Origin of the sequence: Blautia sp. AF26-2, from assembly GCF_003460955.1 — a bacterium.
GTDB lineage: Bacteria > Bacillota > Clostridia > Lachnospirales > Lachnospiraceae > Fusicatenibacter > Fusicatenibacter saccharivorans.
On the sequence record NZ_QTWD01000002.1, the window covers coordinates 241 to 24,177 of the forward strand.

The window sequence follows — 23,937 nt, forward strand, 5'->3', positions numbered from 1 at the left end:
AGATGGGCATATGCAAAACGTCTGAATACAGAACTTGGTAAAAAGATTGCCAGGGAAATCGTTTTCTATGCATCAGAAAATAGGGCAGATGTGATTGTTTTCGAATATCTGGAGATGAAAGGAAAACTTTCCGGGAAGAAAAAGCAGAAACTGCAGATGTGGAGAAAACGGGATATCCAGAAACGATGCGGACAGCAGGCACATAGAAAAGGAATACGGATTTCCCGAATCTGTGCATGGAACACGAGCAGGCTTGCGTTTGACGGATCTGGAAAAATTGACCGTGATATACAGGATCACCGTCTGTGTACCTTTCAGAATGGAAAGAGATATAATTGTGATTTATCTGCATCGTACAATATTGGAGCAAGATATTTTATTCGTGAAATTTTAAAACCCTTACCGGCAACGGAAAGGTCTTTGCTGGAGGCAAAAGTTCCTGTAGTAAAGCGTAGAACCTCATGTGTTTATGCAGATTTGAGAGACTTAATTTCAGAAATGGAACTGCGAAAAGCAGCATAAACACAGGCAGATATACCGTGGACTACCTGTTATGTGGAGACCTGCCGTATCCGGCATGGAAGAAGCGCGTATCCGCGCAAGATCTAAGAAACAGGCGTATCCGCCGATATTTTGTCTGCCGCCTAAAGCGGTTTGAAGCACGTGACTTTAGTCATGTGAGGTTCACTTTCTGGAAACTGCTGGTGATCTTTCTGGAGAGAACCATCATTGCTATTCCGCTGATCGTATTGTTTGCAAATATGATCGGGCTGTAAATACAGGAAAATACAAGATCCCCGATTTGGCACTTTTGTGCTGAATCGGGGATTTTTTGGCGTAAAAACGCAGGTAAAGGATTCGTAGATTGACAAAACAGCCTATTTTCGCCTATTCTGAGACTGTAAAAACGCTCCGCTGGGCAACATGAGACGGTGCGGGAACAGCAGGAGGAAGGGGCACGACGTGGAAGCGAAAGAGTTCGGGCGGTTTATTGCCGGAATGCGAAAAGAGAAAAAGATGACGCAGGCAGAGCTTGCGGAAAAGATTCATGTGACGGATAAAGCCGTCAGCCGGTGGGAGCGGGGACTTGGCTTTCCCGATATCCAGACGATTGAGCCGCTGGCTCAGGCACTTGGGATTTCTGTGCTGGAACTGATGCGCTCCGAACGGCAGGAGAAGGCGAAGGAAGAGGCGGCGCCGGAAATTCAGTATACTCAGAAGGAGGTGGCCGAAATGCTGCAGAACGCAGGTGACATTTCAAGGCAGCAGAAAAAACAGGACCGGAACGCAAATGTGATCGCGGGATTTCTGGTGATCGGTGTGGCAGCGGCAGCGTGGGCGGCAAAGATCGTAAACGTGGGCGGCGGCCTGATTCTAGGCGGTCTGGTGGCAGCAGCGTTTGTATCGCTGTGGTATTTCTTCCAGAACCTCGATGATGAAGAAAGCCGGAAAGTCTATGGGGCAGCATCCATTCTGTCTATCGGCATTCTGGCATCCCTGGTAAATTTCGTCTGGGGCGATCAGCTGGCAGAATTCATTCCCGGCGGTCTGGAACGAAAAGAGCAGATCTTCTGGACCCTGTGGTATCTGTTTGTTCTGGTAATGATGATGATCGGAACCATTCGATGTATCCGCCGGCAGAGACAGAAAAAAGAAAAGAAATACAAAACCGTTCTTTTCACGGCAATTATGGCGACGATCATGTTTGTAACACTGTGGCAGTATCAGAACACCATGCAGAACCGGTACAAAAACACAGGAATCTGGAGGGGCGCACAGCAGTACGCCGAGGTGCTGCTGAAAAGAAACAAAAACCTCGAAAACGACTGGCTGATCGGCGATGAGTCCTGGCGCGAAGGAAACAAAAATACTTTCGAAATTCGCCTTACCTATTACGCTGATGCCGATGACGCAAAAGAGGGACGTGAAAGCGAATATCAGTACAAGATTCATTTTGATGATGTTGACGGCTACGTCATCAAATCAGAAGGCGTACCAGAGAAAGAGATTGTTTTCCCGGAAAATAAATAAGAAGTGAGAAACGGGATTCCATTCTTGCGCCTCCCACAGAAAAAGACTATACTCATAGTATCAGCATGTACGCTCGGAATCTTTCTGCACTTGCTTTTGCGACTGGCGGTTGGAATCAGTTATGATAAAGAAACAAAAGAACATGCCTGTAAAATAGAAGTATTGTGATGATTTGCAAGCTGTGGAAAAGGGATATCGTGTGTGTGAACGGAGAAAAGCAAGTAAAAATAGTAATCTTTACTATTTTTACTTGCTTTTTCCTTGCTTTTTCCTCCATCATAGGATAATATAAAAATATACGGTTCGGAGCAGGTTCCGGGCAGGAAAAAACAAGATGGAAAGGATATGGATTTTTATGAAAATTACAGAGGATATTATCTACGCAGGAGTCAACGATCATCAGGTAGACCTGTTTGAAGGTCAGTACAAAGTGCCGAACGGCATGGCATACAATTCTTACGTAATTCTCGATGAAAAAACGGCAGTTATGGATACCGTAGATGCAAATTTTGCGGATGAATGGCTGGAAAATGTTGCGAAAGCACTGGATGGCAGAAAACCGGATTACCTGATCGTACAGCACATGGAGCCGGATCACTCTGCGAATATTGAAAACTTCGTAAAAGCATATCCGGAAGCAACCGTTGTTGCAAATACAAAAACTTTTGCCATGATGAAAAACTTTTTCCCAAAGATGGATCTCGCCGGAAAGAAACTGGAAGTAAAGGATGGCGAGTCCCTTACGCTCGGAAAACACGTTCTGACCTTCGTGTTCGCTCCGATGGTACACTGGCCGGAGGTTATGGTTACATACGACAGCACCGACAAGGTTCTGTTCGCAGCAGACGGCTTCGGAAAATTCGGTGCACTCGATCGCGAGGAACCGTGGGATGACGAAGCACGCCGTTATTTCATCGGCATCGTCGGAAAATACGGTTTGCAGGTACAGAAGCTCCTGAAAGTAGCAGGTACGCTGGATATCCAGAAAATCTGTTCCCTGCACGGTCCGGTTCTGACGGAAAATCTTGGCCACTACATTGAAAAATACGATATCTGGTCTTCTTATCGTCCGGAAGAAGAGGGCGTTGTGGTTGCCTATACTTCTGTTTACGGCAATACAAAAAAAGCTGCCGAATTGCTTGCAGATAAGCTGAAAGAAAAAGGATGCCCGAAGGTCGTTGTTTACGATCTGGCAAGAGACGATATGTCTGCTGCCGTAGCGGATGCTTTCCGTTACAGTAAGCTGGTTCTCGCAACCCTGACCTACAATGCAGGCATTTACCCGTTCATGCAGGATTTCATCAACCGTCTGACAGAGCGCAGCTTCCAGAACCGCACCATCGGTCTGATCGAAAACGGAAGCTGGGCACCGACCGCAGCGAAAGTGATGAAAGGTATGTTTGAGAAGAGCAAAAATATCACCTGGACAGAGAATAATGTAAAAGTAATGTCCGCTGTGAAGGAAGAGAACGTAAAAGAGATCGAGGCACTGGCCGAGGAACTCTGCAAATAAGAAATTAAGAAGAGAAGAAAGAATATGGGAAAAATGCTCCGCTGGACTTTGCGAAAGGCAAAGACAGCGGAGTCTTTCGTTCTACTCTTTTGGAAAGAAGATTCTGTGGAGTTCCGGAGGGAGCAGGATCGCCCTGCGGTGGGTCAAAAAAAGCCGGGGGTTGAATTTTGCGAAAGCCTGCGGCCGCCTCTTTGTAAGTGAGACTGCATCAGGTTTCTGATCTTTCGATTTTGATGTCATAATATTCTGAAAATAATAAAATACAAAATAAATTAAAAGAAAGTATTGACAAAACAGAGAAGATGAGTTAATATAAGATCAACAAAAGAAAAGAGAACAAAAATAAGAACAAGAAAGAAACATCAAGACGAAAAAGAAACATCAAAACGAAATCTAAGAAAGTAAGAGGTACAGTCCAATGGCATAGTTAATCCGAACATCAAAAAAATCTCTGAAGAGTTTACATATAGAACCTAAAGGAGATGATTCCAATGAAAGGCAGAGGCCCATAGGGAAAAAATAAAAACAAAAAAATTCAGGAGGTATGGTCCAAAAGGAACATAACGAAATACCCCGAAATCAATGAAAGCAGCAGGTGTATAAAATGAAATTACTGGAAATTCATTAAAAGCCCGGTCGAGAGAAAAAAGAATCGATCGGGCTTAAACTATGTCTGCTGAAAAATCTGTTTGACTGCCCTGCGGTCTGCGCGAGCCGTGAAAGCAGAAAAGACGCTACAGCCCCGAAAGAAACGAGAGCATACAGCGTCCTTTTTCTTTCAAGAATCAGTGTAATACTTGTACGCATGTGTTTACGAGTTGTTTTTTGCAAAAACGATTCTTTTTCAGATGTCTGGTTTTGGCAAGGTAAGTATGGTAGAATAAGAAACGGAAAATGGATAGGAGGATAAGAATCTATGTATTACGTACCAGACGGAACCAAAACATGTGGTTATTATGAATGCAAGAAATGCGGCAACCGCTTTTTATCCCTTCAGACGATGGAAAAAATCCCATGCCCGGACTGCGAGGCAGAGGTGGATTATGAGATCGGACCTGGCGAATCTTTGGAGGATGTGCTGGATACCGCAGTGCTGCTGCAAAGAATTGAGGGCGAAGAGGAAGTGGAAAAGATGGATGCACTCTTAAGTCTTGCGATTACCGGCGGAGATTTTGACTGGATCTGATATACCGGAGTCTTTTTCAAACAGGCGCCGGACAGGTGGCGGATATTTGATGAAAGCAAAGTCTGGCGTTCGCTCTGAATTTTCACAGAATTTTACCGGAGTTTTTCCGCGATTTTAAAAGAAAACAAAGAAATCTCAAAGGTTCATGAGAAAAATATTCAGAAATGACTGAAAAAATATCGGCAAAATTGTATAAAATTGACAGAACTGACGAAAAAGACCGGAAATCATCGAAAAATTTAAGGATTGACAAAAAGCGGGAATTCCGTTAGAATGTGCCTATGTTGAAAAACAGCAGAGCAATGGAACAAAATAAAGACAACGCAACGGAGCGGTTCTGAAAAAGAATCTCTCCGTTTTTTTATTTCTTCCCTTTCTCACAGGTTTAAATTTCTCCCGGAAAACACTCTCAGGAAACCAGAAAATGATCTGTCTGTTTTTCAAGATAAACTCCATATAAGTAATGGATTCGCGAAGGCGCGGTACGAAGGGAAAGCTTCGTGCCGCGTTTTTCAATTCAAAGGAGAAACGTCAGTAAAGAGTTCGCAACGGGGCGATCTGGAAGGAAGACTTCCAGGTCGTTTTTTGTTATCAAAGGTATCAGGGACTGCTTCTGAAAACCAGATTTGATTTTGTCAGAAACAGGACAGAAAAAATGCAGAACCGGAAAGGAGAAAGTCCGATGGAAAACACAAATGTTTTATTCGACCGAAAGCGTCTGATCCGGCTGATCGTTCCCTTGATTGTGGAACAGGTGCTGGCCGTTACCGTCGGTATGGCAGATATGGTGATGGTATCCGGGGCCGGTGAAACGGCTGTTTCCGGAATCTCACTTGTCAATACGATCTGCGTACTGTTGATCGTGATTTTCACATCGATGGCAAGCGGCGGTTCCGTTGTTGGAGCACAGTTCCTCGGAAGCGGGGATAAGAAAACAGCGTGTCACGCAGCCGAACAGCTCGTGATGATCTGCGGACTGATTGCACTTGTTATCTGCGGCATTTCCTTTTTCGGAAACCGCTGGATTCTCCGGGTAGTCTACGAATCGGTGGAAGAGCAGGTTATGGCCTACGCGGTGGAATACTTCTTCATTACATCGCTTTCGTTTCCGTTTCTTGGAATCTACAATGCGGGGGCGGCGCTTTTCCGGGTTATGGGAAACTCAAATATTTCAATGGTTACTTCCATCGTGATGAATGCGCTGAACATCATCGGAAATGCTGTTTTTGTTTTCGGCTTTGACATGGGAGTTGCAGGCGTGGCACTTTCCACTTTGATTTCCAGAGCTTTTGCCAGTATTGTGATTCTTGTGCTGCTGCATCAGGAAAAATACGAGATCCACTGTACGAAATGGTTCCTGGTCGGATGGGACAGGGAGATGCTGAAAAAGATCTTTTCCATCGGGATTCCGCAGGCGCTGGAAAACAGTATGTTCCAGATCGGAAAGCTGCTGACCCAGAGCATGATTGCAGGATTTGGAACAGCATCGATCGCAGCAAATGCCTGTGCAATGACCGTGGAACAGCTTGCTTTTATGCCGGGATCGGCGATGGGACTTGCCATGACAACCGTGGTTGGCCAGTGTGTCGGAGCGGGAGATTATAAGCAGGCGAGAAGCTATACAAAGAAGCTGATCACAGGAGCCTACGCATTCCTTTGGATTCTGAATATCCTGCTTCTGGCAGCAGCACCACTGTTCGCCGGAGCATATAACCTTTCCGATGGCGCTTACCGGATGGCAGTGATCGTGATCCGATATCACAGCATCTGCTGTATGATGATCTGGCCGCTGGCCTTTACCCTTCCAAACACGATGCGTTCCGCGGGAGATGCCAAGTTTACCATGACGGTCAGCATCCTGTCCATGTGGTTCGTTCGAATTGCACTGGCGTATCTGATCGGTGTTTCCCTCCATGTGGGACTCCTTGGTGTCTGGATTGCACAGACCCTCGACTGGGTAGTCCGTGCAGGATTTTACATTGTCCGGTATCTCGGTCATAAATGGGAAAATAAATCCGTTGTAAGGCAACAGGAAAAGGAAATTCTTACAGAATAAAAACAGAAGAATCAACTTGTCGGCATACTGGAAATCCATCTTGAAATCGGAACATAAAAAGACAGAAGTACAACAGGAGGCGAGGCGTATGAAAGAAGAAAACTATGAGGTAGTCGTTTTTCAAGGAGACCCGGGAACCATCGATCTGACGTACGAAGAAATAGAAGCAGAGTGGAACAAAATGCTGCAGAGTGTACCACAGATCGGAAAGTTCCGTATCATCCATCAGGAGAAAAAGAGGTACACCTTCGAAGATTACAGCAGTCAGATCGGGAACGCCGACGCAGCACTTGGTATCTGGGTCCACAAAGGAGTGATCAACGAAAAGCTCTTTGAAGCGCATCCGAATCTGAAATATATCGCAACGCTGGGACATGGATTTGAAGACTTCGATGTGGAAATGACAAGACGCCGGGGCGTGACCATAACGAATACGATTTACGGCGATGTCACCATTGCCCAGTATGCGATGGCACTGCTCATGAACATCTGTCATAACGTGACGGTACAGAGCGATTACACCAAAACAGGGTACTGGAAAGAAAAAGAAACGAATCCGCAGGCAAGCTACAATCAACTGTTCGTGCCGCAGATTGAGCTCTACCAGAAAACGATGGGAATCATCGGACTTGGCGCAATCGGCCTTTGGACGGCAAGAATGGCAAAGGGCTTTGGCATGAAGGTCATCGCAAACAGCCGTCACAAAAAGACGGGCCCGCAGTATGACGGCATCGAGCAGGTCAGCATGGAAGAAATTTTCGAACGGTCGGATGTGATCTCCATTCACTGTCCGCATACGAAGGAAACAGAAAACCTGCTGAACCGTGAAGCATTTGCCAAAATGAAGGATGGTGTCATCATTATCAACACCGCGCGGGGAATCATCATCGATGAGGAGGCGCTTCTTGAGGCGCTGGAATCGAGAAAGGTTTATATGGCAGGACTCGATGTTGTCGCAAATGAGCCGCCGCAGTATCAGATTCCGCTGATGCAGTCGCCGTACATCTTTATTACTTCCCATATCGCCTGGCAGCCGAAGGCAGCAAGACTCCGCGCAGTAGATCTGGCGGTGAAAAACTTCCGGTCTTACCTGGAGGGAATGCCGACGAGTGTGATTAATTAAAAACAGCGGATTGTGAAAACAGCTGCAAAAAAACGACTGTAAAAACAGCAGAGCTGCGGAACAGTCCAGGCATGAAAGAAGAGGTTAGAAAATCTGTCAGAAAACAGATTTCTATATAGAAGCAGCAGAGCCGGTAAATGAATGGAAGAGAAAACCGGGAAGGCGGATAAAAAAGAAATCCGCAGCCGGAAAAATCAGAAGCTGTACAGGAGCCGGTTCGGAAAGGGAGGGAAAATCATGAAAAAGCTGGAAATTGTAATTCGTCCGGAGAGCCTCGAAAACCTGGAGCTACTCCTCGAGGAGCAGAAGGCAAACGGTATGATGATCACAAATATCCTTGGATATGGAAACCAGAAGGGATATCGTCAGATGTACCGCGGAGCGGAAATCGTGGCTAAAATGCTTCCGAAGGTTAAAGTGGAGACCGTTGTGGAGGACGACAAGGTTTCGAAAATCGTTGATTTTGTTGTGAAAAACCTGTCAACCGGAAACTACGGCGATGGAAAAATTTTCGTTTACGATGTCGAAGATGCAGTGCGGATCCGGACAGGTGAGCACGGCGAACAGGCACTTTAAAAAATCTGAAAGCTACCGTTTCAGGATGACCGTTTCAGAAGATCTGCAGACGGGAACAGGTAAGATGGGAATGAGGAGGAACTTATTATGGAAAACACACAGGTATTACTCAATATTGTATGGACCATGGTCGGAGCCTTTCTGGTGTACTTTATGCAGGCCGGATTTGCCATGGTGGAGACAGGATTTACAAGAGCGAAAAACTCCGGAAACATTCTGATGAAGAATATGATGGATTTCGTGCTCGGCTCTATTTTCTTCTTTATCATCGGATTTGCGCTGATGTTCGGAGGAAGCAATGCCTTTATCGGAACAGCAGGTTTCTTTCATCCGAAATCGCTGGCAGATGCAGATGGCATGTTCAACGGACTGCCGATCGGCGTATTCATGATTTTCCAGACCGTGTTCTGTGCAACATCGGCCACGATTGTATCAGGTGCTATGGCAGAGAGAACCAAATTCATCTCTTACCTGATTTACTCCGCAGCCATCAGCGTTATCATTTATCCGATCACCGGACACTGGATCTGGGGCGGCGGCTGGTTAAGCCAGATCGGGTTCCATGATTTTGCAGGATCTACTGCAGTTCATATGGTCGGTGGTCTGTGTGCCCTTGCCGGTGCAAAAATGGTTGGACCTCGTATCGGAAAATACACAAAAGAGGGAAAACCGGTTGCTATTCCTGGTCATAACCTTCCGCTTGGAGCACTTGGCGTCTTTATCCTCTGGTTCTGCTGGTTCGGATTTAACTGTGGATCGACCACAGCAGCAACCTACAGCCTTGGCGACATTGCCATGACTACAAACCTTGCGGCAGCAGCAGCAACGCTGGTTACCCTGATTGTTACCTGGGTACGTTATGGAAAACCGGATATCAGTATGACAATGAACGGCGCACTGGCCGGACTGGTAGCTATCACAGCAAGCTGTGATGTAGTGAATGACTACGAGGCACTGTTCATTGGAGCAGTTGCAGGTGTCGTTGTTGTATTTGCGGTTGAATTCTTTGATAAAGTCGTAAAAATCGATGACCCGGTTGGTGCAATCAGTGTACACGGTGTCTGTGGAGCACTCGGAACTCTATTTACCGGTATTTTCGGTGAAGGATGCAGCTTTATCACCCAGCTGATCGGTTTTGTAGCAGTTGCAGCATATACCCTGATTCTGGCGTTCATTCTGTTCTTCGTCCTGAAAAAGACCATCGGACTTCGCGTAACCGAGAAGGAAGAGATCGACGGACTGGATATGCACGAGCACGGATGCAGCGCTTATGCAAACTTCCACTTCCACAATGACAAATAAAAAGAATCGATGAAAAAGGATCAATAAAAAGGTGGTGCGGATATGAAAAAGCTGACAGTTATTGTCAAACCCGCGAACCGGGAGGATGTCATCGACATCATGGAATCGTGTGCCGTGTACGGCGTGATGGAAACGGATATCACCGGATATGGAAACCAGAAGGGTTACCGGGTGATGTACCGTGGAACCATGAGCGGACCGAATGTACTGATGAAATGCAAATTCGAGACCGTCGGTGACGATAAGACAATTGAAGTATTAAAAGGCTTCCTGGAAAAGAAGCTGTGTACCGGAAATATCGGGGACGGAAAGATTTTTGTCGAAAAAGTGGCAGATGTCATCCGGGTTCGTACCGGCCAGCGCGGCGAGGAAGCATTATAAAAACAAAAGACAGTAAAAAGGTGCAAAGAGGCAGCCAGAACAGATCGTTCGGCTGCCTCTTCTGAGCTAAAAAAGCCGGAACGGGAGGAATGCTGCATGGTAAGATACATTATAAAACGTTTATTTATTGGAGTGGTGACGATCTGGGCACTGATCACCATTACCTTTTTCCTGATTCGGATTATGCCGGGCAGCCCGTTCGAGGCAGACAATCTTTCCCAGAGCGCGATTGAACAGCTTGAATCGACCTACGGACTGGATGAACCCATGTGGAAACAGTATATTCTTTACATGGAAAATCTGATGCACGGGGATCTCGGCATTTCCTATAAAAAGAACGTTTCTGTTAATACACTGATCGCAAGAGGATTTCCGTATACGTTAAGCATCGGACTTCTCTCTATCGCGGTATCCGCTTTCATCGGTATTCTGATGGGTATCTGGATGGCGACGAGCAAGCGGCTGGCAGTGAAAAACACCCTGCTTGGAATTGCGACGCTGGGGGTCAGTATCCCGGGATTCGTCACAGCGATTCTGCTGATGATGATTTTCGGTGTCTGGTGGCCGGTACTCCCGATCGTCGGTCTTGGTTCTCCGGCCAACTACATTCTTCCGGTGGCAGCACAGTCATTCGGACAGATCGCTTCGATTGCCAGACTGACCAAGAGTACGTATTCCGAGGCGATTCAGATGGATTACGTAACGATGGCAAGAGCGAAGGGACTTAGCAATCTGTACATCACCGCGCGTCACGTCCTTAAAAATGCACTGATCCCGGTTGTCACCTATTTCGGACCGGCTATCGCATTTCTGATCACAGGAAGCTTCGTCGTAGAATCTATTTTTTCCATTCCCGGAATCGGACGTGAATTTACGAATGCCATCACAAACCGTGATTACACCGTAGTCCTTGGCTTCAGTGTTTTCATCGGTGTGATTATCACCGTTGCCAACCTGGCGGTGGATATCATTTGTTCCCTCATTGACCCGAGAATCAAACTGACAAACTAGGAGGTGACTGTTATGGACTGGTTTTCACCGATTGATCCATCCAAAAAGAACAGCGAGTTTATTGCCGTGGAGAGCAAAAGCTTCTGGAAAGCGGCATGGGGAAGATTTAAGAAAAATCCAATGGCAGTTCTCGGACTGGTCGTCATCCTCCTTCTGGCGGTGGTTTCCATTTTCGGACCGATGATCAGCCCCTATGCATACGATGCACAGGACGCAGCCAATCAGTACGCGGGCTTTTCGGCACAGCACATTTTCGGAACCGACAAATTCGGCCGTGATGTATTTACAAGACTCTGCTACGGAGGCCGCATCAGCCTGGCGATTGGTTTTGGAGCAGCCGTCATCAACACCGTACTCGGTGTGGTGATCGGTGGACTGTGCGGCTACATTGGTGGAAAATTTGATAACTTTGTGATGCGTATTGTGGATATCATCTACGCAATGCCATCTATGATCTACGTTATTCTGATCATGATGGTTCTCGGATCGAATGTACGAAGCATTCTGATCGGTATCTGCATTCCGGGCTGGATCGGCATGGCACGTCAGGTAAGAGGCCAGCTGATCGCCTTAAAGGAGCAGGAATTTTCCATGGCAGCACTCGTCATCGGAGCAAGCGATGCGAGAATTCTGTTCCGCCATCTGCTGATCAATGCCATCGGGCCGATCATCGTACAGATTACTTTCCTTGTTCCGAACGCCATTTTCACCGAAGCCTTCTTAAGCTTCATCGGAATCGGCATTTCCGCTCCGATGGCAAGCTGGGGTTCCATGGCGCAGGATGCCCGACAGGTGCTCACCATGCACCCGGGACAGCTGCTTTTGCCGACCATCTGCATTTGTATCACCATTTTCTCCCTGAACTTCCTCGGTGAGGGAATCGGCGATGCCTTTAATCCAAAGAAAACCAGGGGGTGAAGCGTATGAGTTTACTCGAAATCAGCCATCTCACAACAAAATTTGAAACGCAGCAGGGAACCGTCAGCGCAGTCCGCGATGTTTCCTACCATCTGGAAGAGGGCGAGGTACTTGGTATTGTCGGCGAGTCCGGTTCCGGAAAAAGTGTCGGCATGCTGACCCTGATGGGGCTTCTGGCATCGAACGGCAGAGTGGAAGAAGGAGAGATCCTTTTCGACGGAGAAAACATTTCTCCGCCGCACACGAAGGACCGGAAAGAAAAACGGGCTTATGAAAAGAAAATGCAGCAGATCCGCGGAAACCGCATCGGCATGATTTTCCAGGATCCGATGACATTTCTGAATCCGATCCTGAAAATCGGAATTCAGATGACAGAGGGAATTCGAAAGCATCAGAATTGCTCTAAAAAAGAAGCGGAAGCGAAAGCCATTGAGCTGATGCGGCAGGTCGGAATTCCAAGTCCGGAAAAACGGCTCGATCAGTATCCATTTGAATTTTCCGGCGGCATGCGGCAGAGAATCATTATTGCGACGGCGCTGGCGTGTGATCCGAAGCTGATTATCGCAGATGAGCCGACAACCGCACTGGATGTGACCGTACAGGCACAGATTCTGGAGCTTTTGAAAAAGCTGACGAAGGAAAAAGGAACCTCCGTTATTATGATTACCCACGACCTCGGCGTTGTCGCTTCTATGTGTGACCGGATTGCCATTATGTACGCAGGACAGATCGTAGAAGAGGGAACCGTCGATGAGATTTTCTACGAACCACATCATCCGTACACGAAAGGTCTTCTGAACAGTATCAACAATTCGGCAAAGGATAACGACGAACCGCTCGTTCCGATTCCGGGAACACCGCCGGACCTCTTAAAGCTTCCGAAGGGCTGCGCATTTATGAGCCGCTGTCCTTACACTATGAAGATCTGTGAGGTACAGGCCTCTCCGGTGACAACCTACAGCGAGACGCACTGCTGCAGATGCTGGCTGGAATGTATGGATGAAACAAAAATCACAGTTTCCGGGGAGGAGGCGGCTGCCAATGAGTGAAAATGTACTGGAAGTAAAAAACCTGTGTAAATACTTTGATGTGAACAGAGGAATGAAGGGAGCACAGAAGGTCATTGCCGTAGATGGTATTTCCTTCGAGGTAAAAAAAGGGGAAACCTTCGGACTGGTCGGAGAATCCGGCTGTGGAAAAAGTACACTTGGCCGCACGATTTTACGGATCTATGAGCCGACAAAGGGCGAAATCGTTTTCGAGGGAGAAGATATTTCCAGGCTTTCCCGGAAAAAGATGCTTCCCTACCGGCAGAAGCTGCAGATGATCTTCCAGGATCCATATGCATCCTTAAATCCCCGTTTTACCGTCGGTGAGATTATTGAGGAGCCGATGGTGATTCATCACATGTACGATGAAAAAAAGCGAAAAAAACGCGTGCAGGAGCTGCTGGAAACGGTTGGATTAAAACCGGACCACATCCGAAGATATCCGCATGAATTTTCCGGCGGCCAGAGACAGCGAATCGGAATTGCGAGAACGCTGGCACTCGAACCGGACTTTATCGTCTGCGACGAACCGATTTCGGCGCTCGACGTTTCCATCCAGGCACAGGTCATCAACCTTTTGGAGGATATTCAGAAAAAAGAGGGTATCAGCTATCTCTTTATCGCACACGATCTTGGCATGGTAAAGCATATCAGCCACCGGATCGGTGTCATGTATCTGGGACACATGGTAGAGATCGGAGAATCCAATGATGTTTACCGCCGTCCGCTTCACCCATATTCGAAGGCACTGCTTTCTGCAGAGCCGATCCCGGATCCGAAGACCGCAAGAAGCAGAAAACGAATCCTGCTGGAAGGCGAAATCCCGAGTCCGATCCATCCGCCGAAAGGATGCCCGTTCCACACGAGGTGCCCCTACGCTATGGAAGAATGCAGCCAGGCCCGCCCGGCAACGTATGATATTGAGGGCAGGAAAGTGGCTTGCTTCTTATATTCCCCGCGGTATTTGAGACAGAGGGAGGGTCTGGCAATCGAACCGCTGCTGGCCGGAGCAAAATAGAACCATTCCGGTGCGGCAGGTTTGGGAACAGAGGTTTCAGGGACCGGAGCTGTGTTTCAAACAAGCATCAGCAGCAAAAGGAGGAGAACATTATGAGGAAATTATGGAAAACAACAGCGACACTGGCAGCGGCTGTTCTTCTGGCAGGATCCCTTGCCGGATGCGGAAGCAGCGGAGGAAGCAGCAGCTCTTCCGGAGGAGGCAAAAGCGGCAGTACTTCCGATATGATTGTAACAACGATGAATACCGAGGCCGGAAGCCTGGACAGCGCAGGAGAGAGCGGTTTATGGTGGTGGTCCTACGATGATGTGTGTATGGCCCCGATCATGGAAATGAAAGAGGACGGTTCCTGGGATTATATTCTGGCAGAAAGCGTTGATGTCAATGAGGATATGACACAGTACACCGTACACCTCCGCAGCGATGCAAAATGGAGCAACGGAGACGATGTGACAAGTGCCGATTTCAAAAATACCATTGTCCGCGCACTGGATCCGAACTGCAAGAGTGGTTATTCCTCAATGCTTTACCCGATTGCGGGAGCTGAGGAAATGTACAACGGAACCGGCGATGAGAGCGGTCTTGGCGTAGACACCAGCGATGACAAGACCATTGTGTTCAACTTAAAGGAGCCGTGCGCTTACTTCGAACAGCTCTTTGTACTTCCGGTTTATATGCCGACGCATCGTGAGCTTCAGACCGAGACCAACGGCGACTGGGCAATGGGAAATGACATGGATGCGCTGGTAAGCTGCGGACCGTACTACCTCGCAGAGTATGTACCGAACCAGTACAGCGTTTATAAGAAAAATGAAAATTACGTTCAGGCAGACCGGATCAAAACCGGTACGATCAAAAAAATGGTTATGGACGATACACAGTCCATCATTAATGCGTATAAATCCGGTGAGCTGAACTTTATCTCAGCAGATTATACCGTTATGGACGAGTATAAAGACAGCGATGGGCTGATTACTTCTCCATCTCAGACTAGTTATTATGTACTGTTCAATGTAAATGAAGCACCATTTGACGATGTCCGCGTCCGCCAGGCGTTCTCTATGGCAGTCAACCGCGATGAGGTAGCTTCCGCGTGCGGTTCCTCTTATGAGGCAAGTGATTTCTTCGTAGCAAAACATCTGAAATCCTCCGCAAGCGGCAAGGACTGGGCAGAGGAAGCAGAGGAAGATCCGATCGGCTTTGATCCGGACAAGGCAAAAGAGCTTCTGGCAGAGGCCGGTTACCCGGATGGAGAAGGCTTCCCGGCCATCACCTACAGATACCCGAGCCTCCAGCTCGACAGCGATATGGCACAGGCCCTGCAGGCACAGTGGAAAACAAACCTTGGCATCGAGGTGGAGCTTCAGGCAGAGGAGCAGCAGGTACAGGTAGCAGAGAGAAGATCCGGCGATTTCCAGCTTGCCCGTATGAGATGGACTGCAGACTTTACCGATCCGTTCACCTTCCTTTCCATGTACCGTTCCAACGACAGCTACAACGATAACAAGACCAACTGCCCGGAGTATGACGAACTGATGGCACAGTCGAATGAGGAAAGCGATCCGACCGCCAGATTTGAGCTGCTGCACCAGGCTGAGAGCGTACTGGTAAACGACTACTGCTTCGGCGTACCGGTACTGAATTCTTCCAATATTTATCTGGTAAGCACCGACATCACAAACTTTGAGATTGACCCGTCCAGAAACATGATCCGTACCAAATATCTGGTATTGGGAGACAGCTCTTCTGAGTCTTAAGCAAAAAATCGGAAAACGGGCAGGCTCCGCAGATGGCTTAGCAGCTGTTTCGAGGGGAGCCGTAAAACGGTAATTTTCCGAAAAAAAAACAATAGAAGCCGTGAAAACAGGAGGAAATGAATATGGAAGTAAATAAAATCATCAGCCACGCATTACAGAGCATGCCGCCGAGCAAACGTCAGAAGGCATTTGCGAAGGACACCTCAAAACTGATCCATATGGGATTAAACGAAAACAATTACGGAATGTCACCGAAGGCAGTGGCGGCACTGGAGGACTCTATGGCGGGAAGCCATTTTTATCCTGATTTTGCGGCAGTACTGCTGAAACAGAAGGTAGCGGAGCAGTACGGATTAAAAGCAGAAAATGTACTGACAGGCGCCGGATCGAGTGCGATGATCGATATGATCGGACTGACCTTTCTGGACGAGGGAGATGAGGTGCTGTTTTCCGCGCCGACCTACGGGGCATTTGCCGACATGGCGTATTTAAATGGCGGTGTGCCGGTCTCCGTACCGGTAACCGAGGAGCAGAAATTTAATCTCCCTGCCATGAAAGAAAAAATCGGTGAAAAAACAAAAATCGTGGTGATCTGCAATCCGAATAACCCGACCGGAACGTATGTGCCGATCGGGGAGCTGGAAGCATTCGCAGATACTCTTCCGGAGGACGTGCTGCTGGTGATGGATGAGGCATACATGGAGTTTGCCACCGAGCCGGACTGCTGCAGTATGGTTGATTATATGAAAGCGCATCCGGAAAAACCGATTCTGGTTCTCCGTACCTTTTCCAAATATTATGCGATGGCAGGCCTTCGTGTCGGCTATGCGCTGGGCTCCGAAGAGCTGATTGGAATCATGCGGAAATGTTCCGCTTCCTGGAACCTGAATGTCTGTGCCCAGAAAGCGGCAGTGGCAGGCCTGGCAGACCAGGAATATTATCAGGAGCAGAAAGCAAAAATCGTGGAGGGAAGAGAATATCTGGAAAAAGAGATGGCAGCGCTTGGCTGCAGGGTTTATCCGTCCCAGTCGAATTTCATCTACTTCGATACCGGAAAAGATCCTGCCTGGATTCAGGAACAGCTGATGGAAAAGGGCATCCGTATCGGCGCTTTTGAGATGAGCCGTGTGAGCGTGGGAACGATGGAGGAGTGTAAACTTTATATCAAAGCATTAAAAGAAATTCTGGAAGTGGCAGAGTGAAAAAGGTTTTACGGTAAACGTTAAAAGATAGAATGAAAGAGAAAAAGACCGGATGAGAAGTAAAAAATCCGGTCTTTTTCTGCTGGTATGAGAACAGAAAAAGCGGATCAGCAGGTTGCATATTTCAGGTAAAAAAGGTATACTTATAAGTGATAAAAAGAGAAATATGTTAGCAGCAGCTAATAAGAAAAAAACAGAGAAAAAACATGGTTTTTGCAAATTAGTGCTTGCCATTCCATGAAAATTGGAATATTATATGTGCAAACGCCTATAGATGAAAAAACATGTATCACATCCTGAAAGGGGAAAGAAAATATGCTTTTTAAAACATACCAGAAGATCACGACGTTATTTAAAGAACATCATGGATATATGAGTTTCGCAGACCTCAGAGATCATCAGGTGACTGTACTGCAGCTGGCAGAAATGGAAGAGGAAGGAAGTCTGGAACGATTTGCACGCGGCTGGTACTGGTGCAAGGACTGTGGTTATGAAAAACCGGAAGACTATCAATATATCGAAATTGCGAAAGTAAACCCACGCGCAGTCATCTGCATGGACAGTGCTGCATGGCTTGCCGGAATGCTGAAAGAAGAGCCGGCTACGATTGCAGTTGCAACAGCACGGACAGACCGAAAAAAAATGGATCTGGAAAATTTTGAAATCAGACGTTTTTATTTCCAGAATGCCGATGTCCCGGGCGAAATCTGTGAGAAAAAGACAGAGTTTGGTTCCTACAAATATTATTCTCCGAAGAGAACCTTCTGTGACTGTCTGCGCATGAACAACAAGATGCCGGAGGAAGTAAAAGAAGAAATCCTCACCTGGTGCCGGAAACAGAAATATTCCAAAGAAGAGATTCTGGAATACGCGAACAAGCTCCGTGCGGTAAAAAATATCGAGGAAGAGTATCAGAAATAAAATTTCACAGGAATAGATAAGGGAAACTCCCGACGGAAGATCTTATACGAGAAATTCTGCCGGGAGTTTCTGCGTGTATATCGGATGGTTACGCATACACGATTTCCTCGTATGTTCCCCGGTGTCGTTCGCAAAAATCGCATAAAATGAGAAGCAAAGAGCAATACTTGACTAGCCGAACGGGAAACGCGGCGATATAATAGAGGCAACAAATTTCGGGAGGATTTTACCTATGAGTAAAGAGACGAGAGAGTATGCAAAACAGCTGGTTTCCCAGATGACGCTGGAAGAAAAAATGAGCCAGATGGTCTATCAGTCACCGGCGATCGAGCGTCTTGGCATTCCGGCATACAACTGGTGGAATGAAGCGCTGCACGGCGTGGCAAGAGCTGGTGTGGCAACGGTATTTCCGCAGGCTATTGGCCTTGCAGCAACGTTTGATAAAGAGCTGCTGCAGGAGATCGGTGATGTTGTTTCTACCGAGGGACGTGCAAAATTCAACGAGTTTTCAAGAAAAGGCGACCGCGGCATCTACAAAGGCCTGACCTTCTGGGCACCGAACGTCAACATTTTCCGTGATCCGAGATGGGGCCGCGGCCATGAGACATATGGTGAGGACCCGTATCTGACTGGTGAGCTCGGATGCGCCTACATCCGCGGATTACAGGGACCGGACCCGGATCACCCGAAGGCAGCGGCGTGTGCCAAACATTTCGCCGTCCACAGCGGCCCAGAGGCGATCCGCCATGAGTTTGACGCAAGAGTCAGCAAACATGATCTGTATGACACCTATCTGTATGCCTTCAAACGCTGTGTCAAGGATGCAAAAGTCGAGGCAGTCATGGGCGCGTATAACCGTGTCAACGGTGAACCGGCATGCGGAAGCAAGACATTGTTAAAGGACATCCTGCGCGATGAGTTCGGCTTTGAAGGCCATGTTGTCTCCGACTGCTGGGCAATCATAGATTTCCATGAGCACCACAGAGTGACCAAAAATGTAGAGGAGTCCGCAGCGCGTGCCGTCAACAACGGCTGTGACCTGAACTGCGGCGTTGCTTTCCTGCATCTGCCGAAAGCATACGAGGATGGCCTGGTATCCGAAGAGGCAATCACCGCGGCAGTTGAGCGCCTGATGGAAATCCGCATCCGCCTCGGTATGATGAAAGACTATCCGTCACCGTACGAAGATCTGTCCTACGATCTAGTCGAGTGCAAGGAGCATGTTGATCTGTCCGTCGAGGCAGCGAGAAGAAGTATGGTTCTGCTGAAAAATGAAAACAACATGCTGCCGCTCGATGTGAAGAAGATCCGCAGTATCGCCGTGATCGGACCGAACGCGAACTCGAGAGCAGCGCTGGTTGGAAACTATCAGGGAACATCGTCCAGATACATCACACCGCTGGAAGGAATTCAGCAGTATGTCGGTGATGATGTGAGAGTGACATACGCAGAGGGCTGCCATCTGTATAAAAATAAAGTCGAAGGACTCGGCGAGGACAAAGACCGTTTCAAAGAGGCTGTCATTGCCGCTGAGCACGCAGACGTTGTCGTTCTGTGCCTTGGACTTGATGCAACTGTTGAGGGCGAGGAAGGCGATGCCGGAAACGAATACGCGAGCGGCGATAAGCTGGGTCTCAATCTGCCGGGCTTACAGGAGGAACTGCTTGAGACAATCACAGCGGTTGGAAAACCGGTAGTCCTCGTTCTCTCGGCAGGAAGTGCCATCGACCTGTCCTGGGCCGAGGAGCATGTACCGGCTATTCTTGACAGCTGGTATCCGGGTGCGCGCGGTGGAAAAGCCGTGGCAGAGGCGCTGTTCGGCGATTATGCACCGAACGGAAAACTGCCGGTGACTTTCTATCAGGGAACAGAAAATCTGCCGGAGTTCACCGATTACAGCATGGCAGGACGAACCTACCGCTATACTGATAAAAATATTCTGTATCCATTTGGATATGGACTGACGTATGGAACAATTTCCTACAGCGGCGCAAAAACGGAGCAGGAGACGAGCGCGGTGCTCGACGATGTGACCGTGTGCACGAAGGTGAAGAATGAGAGTGCATATCCGCTGCATGAGAGCATAGAGGTTTATGTGAAATACAAACACGCACAGCCGGGTGAACCAGGCTTCCAGTTAAAAGGCATCGCGTGCGTGGAACTGCAGGCAGGAGAAGAAAAAGAGGTTTCCGTGACACTGCATGCAAGAGATTTTGCTGTTATCACAGAGGACGGCGGATGTGCCGTACGGCCGGGCGAGTATGAAATCTCCATCGGTGGACAGCAGCCGGGCGAAAGAAGCCGCGCGCTGACAGGACGTGAGACAGAGATTCTGACGGTCAGAAAAGAAGGAAATGAAGAGAACGTCGAGTATTAAGTATTAGATAGAAATTGAAAAACGAAGAGGGAGGTGGAATCGTCTGCCTCCCTCTTTTGGTGACAGAATGGACGGCTTGGTGCGATGATCGCTGGAAATCTGCCGAACCTGCTTCATTTCCAGACCGGCGGACTGTATGGTGCTGCATCTTCGTGCACCGAAGGGAAAAGTGTCGGTTGAGGTGATGCTGAACCGTGCAAAATATTTTGACCGTACAGGAAAGGTCAACGATCATACGATTTATCTGAGCGGAAACCTCGGAAAAAATGCCCTGGAATTTGCCATGTGCCTGTCGGCAAAAGCAACGGGCGGCCGTGTGTATACCATGGGTCATACTCTGGTGATCGAAGAGGCAGAGAAGATTACCGAAAAGCTGGAGCGCGCGATGGCGCAGAGCAGAGAACACAAAATCATTCTCCTTCCGGCGCTGCCGAAGGCGTGGGATCATGGAGAAGTGAAAGGCCTGCGGCTGGTTGGAAATGCATCGATTGCACTTGCGTGGGAGAATGGAAAACTGACACGGTGTGCGGTTACGGCGGATCAGGCGTATGAAGGGGAAGTTGTGTATAGAGAGATGCGTCAAGCGGTAAAACTGGAAAAAGGTGAGACAGTTATGCTGGATGCGGTATTGCAGCTGCTTGAATCATAAACATGAAGATAGAAAATGCCGGGCAGAGAAAAATCTGTCCGGCGTTTTCAGCATATGTAAAGACTATAAGGCGATGGAGGAAAAAGAAGCTTCTTCTGCCAGCAGCAGGTGATAGTAATGCTCGGAATAGCGGCAGAGATAACCAGGCATTCCCCGATAAGAACTGGTTTCTAAAAACGCGGCTGCGACGCAGGTGCGGCATATCGGTTGCAAACGGCATTGACAGCATTGGGAACTTAGGGAAATCTTCTGTGCAGCGGCGGAAACTTTTTCCCAGGCGGAAATAAATCCAAGATCAAAAACAGGGGCGGAGATTTCGGATAACATCACACAGGGGAAAAGAAAGCCCTGCCAGTTGATGAAGAAGGAGCAGTTTCCGGCAAGACAGGAGATATGACCATTGCCCCGTGGAAAAGACGGATTGTTGACGCGGTGGATGGATTCATGAACGTACTGCCGGAAAATATCGCTGGTCAGCTGCAGTTTCAGTGTCTGCAGGGCAAGCGCAGCGGCGTCTTCCGGGTTCAGGCGGACCTGAGCATCAAAAGGAAGGGAGCGTTCCCGGACGGCGGGCATCATATAGTGATCGGCATGAACGGGGACTCCAAGCTTTTCTCCGAGAACAAAGATTTTTGGAAAATCATGCGCGTTCTTTTTAGTGACGCTACAGCTGATTTTGACATCAACGTTTCGTTCGCGGAGCAGACGGATGGCGCGGACGGTCTGATCAAAGCCCTGGGGGTAATGGCAGAGACGGTTATAGGAAGCGGCATCGGCACCGTAGAGCGTGATGTTAATGCGGCGCGGCCTGTACTCAGCAAAAAAATCAGCCCAGGATTCGCCCAGCAGGGTTCCATTGGTGTTGATGGTAAGAATCATGCCCATGTTTCGAAGCTCAAGATATAGTGTTTTGAAATCAGGAAAGAGAAGTGGTTCACCGCCGGTCAGAAGAAGAAAAAGTGTACCGGCTTTTTGCATCTGCTGTGCAAGCAGAATCCATTCATCAACTGTGCGGAGTTGTCCCTGACATTCCATTTCTGAACGGGACAGACGGACATAACACATGTCGCAGTTCATATTGCAGAGTGGCAGAAGTTCAAGCGCGCCGGTAATAGGAATGTGCTGCTGGCGCGCTTTCTGGAGAAAAGAACGCTCGAAGGTGGAAGCGTCGTCCATGTAGTTCATAAAGGTTCCTCCGAAAAAAGTGGTTTGATGAACCAATTATTAATAGGTATAGTAAAGGATCGAAACGAGTGGGTTCGATCCTTTTGCTGTGGTTTGAAAAATTATTATTTAGTGGAAAAATCAGGATTTGGCGGTTTCCCAAGTATTGATGTCTAATCTGGTAGTACAATGAACGTTTGTACCATTTTCGGTCCAGATGACAACGGGGGTTGCTTCATCATTGCGGGTAGACTGGTCATCTATAAAACCACTGATAAATCCACTATCAGATTCCGCTTCATGAGTCTTGTTACAAGGATGATATCCAGAAAATTGAGCTTGAGAGCCCCAGCCTCCCCATGAGCCTTCTTTTGCGATATATTTTTTTTGCCCAGATCCATCATAATAATAAACATTATAATTATGACCGTATTGTCCAGCATCGCAGACAAATTTATAAACTTTCCCGCTATCCCCGCAGGCCGCCACATATTCATTTGCAGCAAATTCCTGAACCTCAACAACAGGTTCCATCCACTCTTTCTTCATAACGATATAACCTCCTCTAATAATGCATACCTTAAAGTATCATGCACAAAATTTAAAGCAGAATTTTGAATCGTATCTTCCGCAGCCTCATATTCCTCTAACGCCTGTGCAACGACTTCCGAAATGGTACGTGGCTGCTGAAAAGCATTCCAGAGAAATGCAGCGGTATCGTTTGGAACCATCACTGCATTCGAAATCTGACAGGCAGTCCCAACGGGAATAATCGCATATTCCCCTGCAATTTCACGCAGCAGATAATTGGAATTGACACGATATTTTTTTTCATTTATCTTTTGTAACAAATCCGACCGGGTCGGAGAAGCAATCGGTTCCATCACAAACTCCCCTCTTGCAAAATGCTGTGCCTTTTCAGGCAGAAAGTATTTCTGCAGTCAGCAAGAAAAATATGTAGAATGTTCGCAGAAATAAATTACATTTATCATTACAAAAAGATTATAGAAGAAGAACTAGGAAAAGTCAAGTAAAAACTGGAAAAAGATGGGAATGTAATCTGCTCAAAAACGAAAAACAAATCGCTGCGTGCGGACACTCCAGCGATATCTGTGCGTGAGCCGTCCGAGACGATTTGGAAAATCTATGGCAGCGGATATGCTGGCGGCTTATTATGACAGAAGCATAGATATCGATGCACTATTTCGGAATTTAAAAATCGGCAGAAGTGAAACATATAAAAAACATCGGAATCAGTATGATGTAATAAAAACCAATATGCAGGAATTTTTAAGCGCAACAAGCGGCATTGACGAAATGCTGCGCATGCTGAACGACTATCTGATTTTTGATCTCAGAGAGCAGTACAGTCAGGTGCGCTTCCGTGATGAAAAGAATCTGATACAGGTAATGAAAGATCTGACATACGATAACGAAAAAGAAAACGTATCCATTCCAAACCGCGAAGTATCCCAGGAGTATATCAACGCAATCAGCAGATTTCCATTCTGCAATACAACGATGAAGACTCGCTGTGGAAGAATATTTTTATCATTATTCTCGGTTCCTGTGTGTTCCGTGTGATCTTGGTGTACACGATTTTCGCGTATTTCCATACCATTCCGTCACTGTATCTGCTGTATATCTTTTCGTGGAGAATTACCAGTGCGGCGGAGATCCTGTATTTCCGGCATGGCTATAAA

Annotated in this window: 22 protein-coding genes and 1 pseudogene; 20 read left to right on the top strand and 3 right to left on the bottom strand. The window is 47.6% G+C overall.

Going from position 1 to position 23,937, the window contains the following annotated elements; translation table 11 throughout:
* The 19 genes and pseudogenes from DWY63_RS02915 to DWY63_RS03005 form a co-directional block, all read left to right on the top strand.
* Positions 1–522 (top strand): annotated as a pseudogene (locus DWY63_RS02915) (IS200/IS605 family accessory protein TnpB-related protein); the annotation flags it as partial.
* A gap of 17 nt (positions 523–539) precedes the next feature.
* Positions 540–776 (top strand): hypothetical protein, encoded by a 237-nt coding sequence (locus DWY63_RS02920; protein WP_117762113.1) that lies wholly within the window; start codon positions 540–542, stop codon positions 774–776.
* A gap of 187 nt (positions 777–963) precedes the next feature.
* Positions 964–2,031: a helix-turn-helix domain-containing protein gene (locus DWY63_RS02925; protein WP_117801243.1), complete on the top strand. Its 1,068-nt coding sequence runs from the start codon at positions 964–966 to the stop codon at positions 2,029–2,031.
* Between the two features lie 355 nt (positions 2,032–2,386).
* The gene (locus DWY63_RS02930) at positions 2,387–3,544 is read left to right on the top strand and encodes an FprA family A-type flavoprotein (protein WP_117801518.1); all 1,158 of its coding nucleotides are present in this window, start codon (positions 2,387–2,389) and stop codon (positions 3,542–3,544) included.
* Positions 3,545–4,460: 916 nt separating this feature from the next.
* Positions 4,461–4,730 (top strand): hypothetical protein, encoded by a 270-nt coding sequence (locus DWY63_RS02935; protein WP_022462435.1) that lies wholly within the window; start codon positions 4,461–4,463, stop codon positions 4,728–4,730.
* Positions 4,731–5,412: 682 nt separating this feature from the next.
* On the top strand, positions 5,413–6,786 hold the full coding sequence (locus tag DWY63_RS02940) for an MATE family efflux transporter (RefSeq protein ID WP_117801519.1): 1,374 nt from the start codon (positions 5,413–5,415) through the stop codon (positions 6,784–6,786).
* An 88-nt stretch (positions 6,787–6,874) separates the two neighbouring features.
* Positions 6,875–7,909 carry a 2-hydroxyacid dehydrogenase gene (locus DWY63_RS02945; RefSeq protein ID WP_117801245.1) on the top strand — a complete coding sequence of 345 codons (1,035 nt, stop codon included), beginning with the start codon at positions 6,875–6,877 and terminating at the stop codon, positions 7,907–7,909.
* A 237-nt stretch (positions 7,910–8,146) separates the two neighbouring features.
* Positions 8,147–8,485, top strand: coding sequence for a P-II family nitrogen regulator (locus DWY63_RS02950; protein ID WP_117801520.1), 339 nt, complete (start codon positions 8,147–8,149; stop codon positions 8,483–8,485).
* Positions 8,486–8,572: 87 nt separating this feature from the next.
* A complete protein-coding gene (locus DWY63_RS02955; protein WP_117801247.1) occupies positions 8,573–9,787 on the top strand; it encodes an ammonium transporter in 1,215 nt (404 codons plus the stop codon).
* A gap of 42 nt (positions 9,788–9,829) precedes the next feature.
* Entirely contained in the window at positions 9,830–10,168 is a 339-nt protein-coding gene (locus DWY63_RS02960) for a P-II family nitrogen regulator (protein WP_022462439.1), read from the top strand.
* Positions 10,169–10,264: 96 nt separating this feature from the next.
* The gene (locus DWY63_RS02965) at positions 10,265–11,179 is read left to right on the top strand and encodes an ABC transporter permease (protein WP_117801249.1); all 915 of its coding nucleotides are present in this window, start codon (positions 10,265–10,267) and stop codon (positions 11,177–11,179) included.
* Positions 11,180–11,191: 12 nt separating this feature from the next.
* A complete protein-coding gene (locus DWY63_RS02970; RefSeq protein ID WP_117801251.1) occupies positions 11,192–12,097 on the top strand; it encodes an ABC transporter permease in 906 nt (301 codons plus the stop codon).
* 5 nt (positions 12,098–12,102) lie between these two features.
* Positions 12,103–13,146, top strand: coding sequence for an ABC transporter ATP-binding protein (locus DWY63_RS02975; protein ID WP_117761474.1), 1,044 nt, complete (start codon positions 12,103–12,105; stop codon positions 13,144–13,146).
* Positions 13,139–14,164 carry an ABC transporter ATP-binding protein gene (locus DWY63_RS02980; RefSeq protein ID WP_117801253.1) on the top strand — a complete coding sequence of 342 codons (1,026 nt, stop codon included), beginning with the start codon at positions 13,139–13,141 and terminating at the stop codon, positions 14,162–14,164. Before DWY63_RS02975 ends, DWY63_RS02980 begins: the two co-directional genes overlap by 8 nt.
* A 92-nt stretch (positions 14,165–14,256) precedes the next feature.
* Positions 14,257–15,921 (top strand): peptide ABC transporter substrate-binding protein, encoded by a 1,665-nt coding sequence (locus DWY63_RS02985; protein WP_117801255.1) that lies wholly within the window; start codon positions 14,257–14,259, stop codon positions 15,919–15,921.
* Between the two features lie 122 nt (positions 15,922–16,043).
* Positions 16,044–17,123 (top strand): histidinol-phosphate transaminase, encoded by a 1,080-nt coding sequence (gene hisC, locus DWY63_RS02990; RefSeq protein WP_158568308.1) that lies wholly within the window; start codon positions 16,044–16,046, stop codon positions 17,121–17,123.
* 315 nt (positions 17,124–17,438) lie between these two features.
* Positions 17,439–18,044, top strand: a complete 606-nt coding sequence (locus tag DWY63_RS02995; protein WP_022462444.1) for a type IV toxin-antitoxin system AbiEi family antitoxin domain-containing protein — start codon at positions 17,439–17,441, stop codon at positions 18,042–18,044.
* Positions 18,045–18,276: 232 nt separating this feature from the next.
* Positions 18,277–20,421 carry a glycoside hydrolase family 3 C-terminal domain-containing protein gene (locus DWY63_RS03000; protein WP_117801258.1) on the top strand — a complete coding sequence of 715 codons (2,145 nt, stop codon included), beginning with the start codon at positions 18,277–18,279 and terminating at the stop codon, positions 20,419–20,421.
* Between the two features lie 97 nt (positions 20,422–20,518).
* The gene (locus tag DWY63_RS03005) at positions 20,519–21,070 is read left to right on the top strand and encodes a glycoside hydrolase family 95-like protein (protein ID WP_278309066.1); all 552 of its coding nucleotides are present in this window, start codon (positions 20,519–20,521) and stop codon (positions 21,068–21,070) included.
* Between the two features lie 63 nt (positions 21,071–21,133).
* On the opposite strand, the gene DWY63_RS03010 is transcribed toward DWY63_RS03005, so the two are convergent.
* The 3 genes from DWY63_RS03010 to DWY63_RS03020 form a co-directional block, all read right to left on the bottom strand.
* A complete protein-coding gene (locus DWY63_RS03010) occupies positions 21,134–22,255 on the bottom strand; it encodes a radical SAM protein (protein ID WP_022462366.1) in 1,122 nt (373 codons plus the stop codon).
* Between the two features lie 120 nt (positions 22,256–22,375).
* Entirely contained in the window at positions 22,376–22,783 is a 408-nt protein-coding gene (locus tag DWY63_RS03015; RefSeq protein ID WP_022462365.1) for a hypothetical protein, read from the bottom strand.
* Entirely contained in the window at positions 22,780–23,118 is a 339-nt protein-coding gene (locus tag DWY63_RS03020) for a PqqD family protein (RefSeq protein WP_117801263.1), read from the bottom strand. Before DWY63_RS03020 ends, DWY63_RS03015 begins: the two co-directional genes overlap by 4 nt.
* Positions 23,119–23,323: 205 nt before the next feature.
* Between DWY63_RS03020 and DWY63_RS03025 the strand changes: the two genes are divergently transcribed.
* Positions 23,324–23,818: an AAA family ATPase gene (locus tag DWY63_RS03025; protein ID WP_278309061.1), complete on the top strand. Its 495-nt coding sequence runs from the start codon at positions 23,324–23,326 to the stop codon at positions 23,816–23,818.
* Positions 23,819–23,937 lie beyond the last annotated feature (119 nt).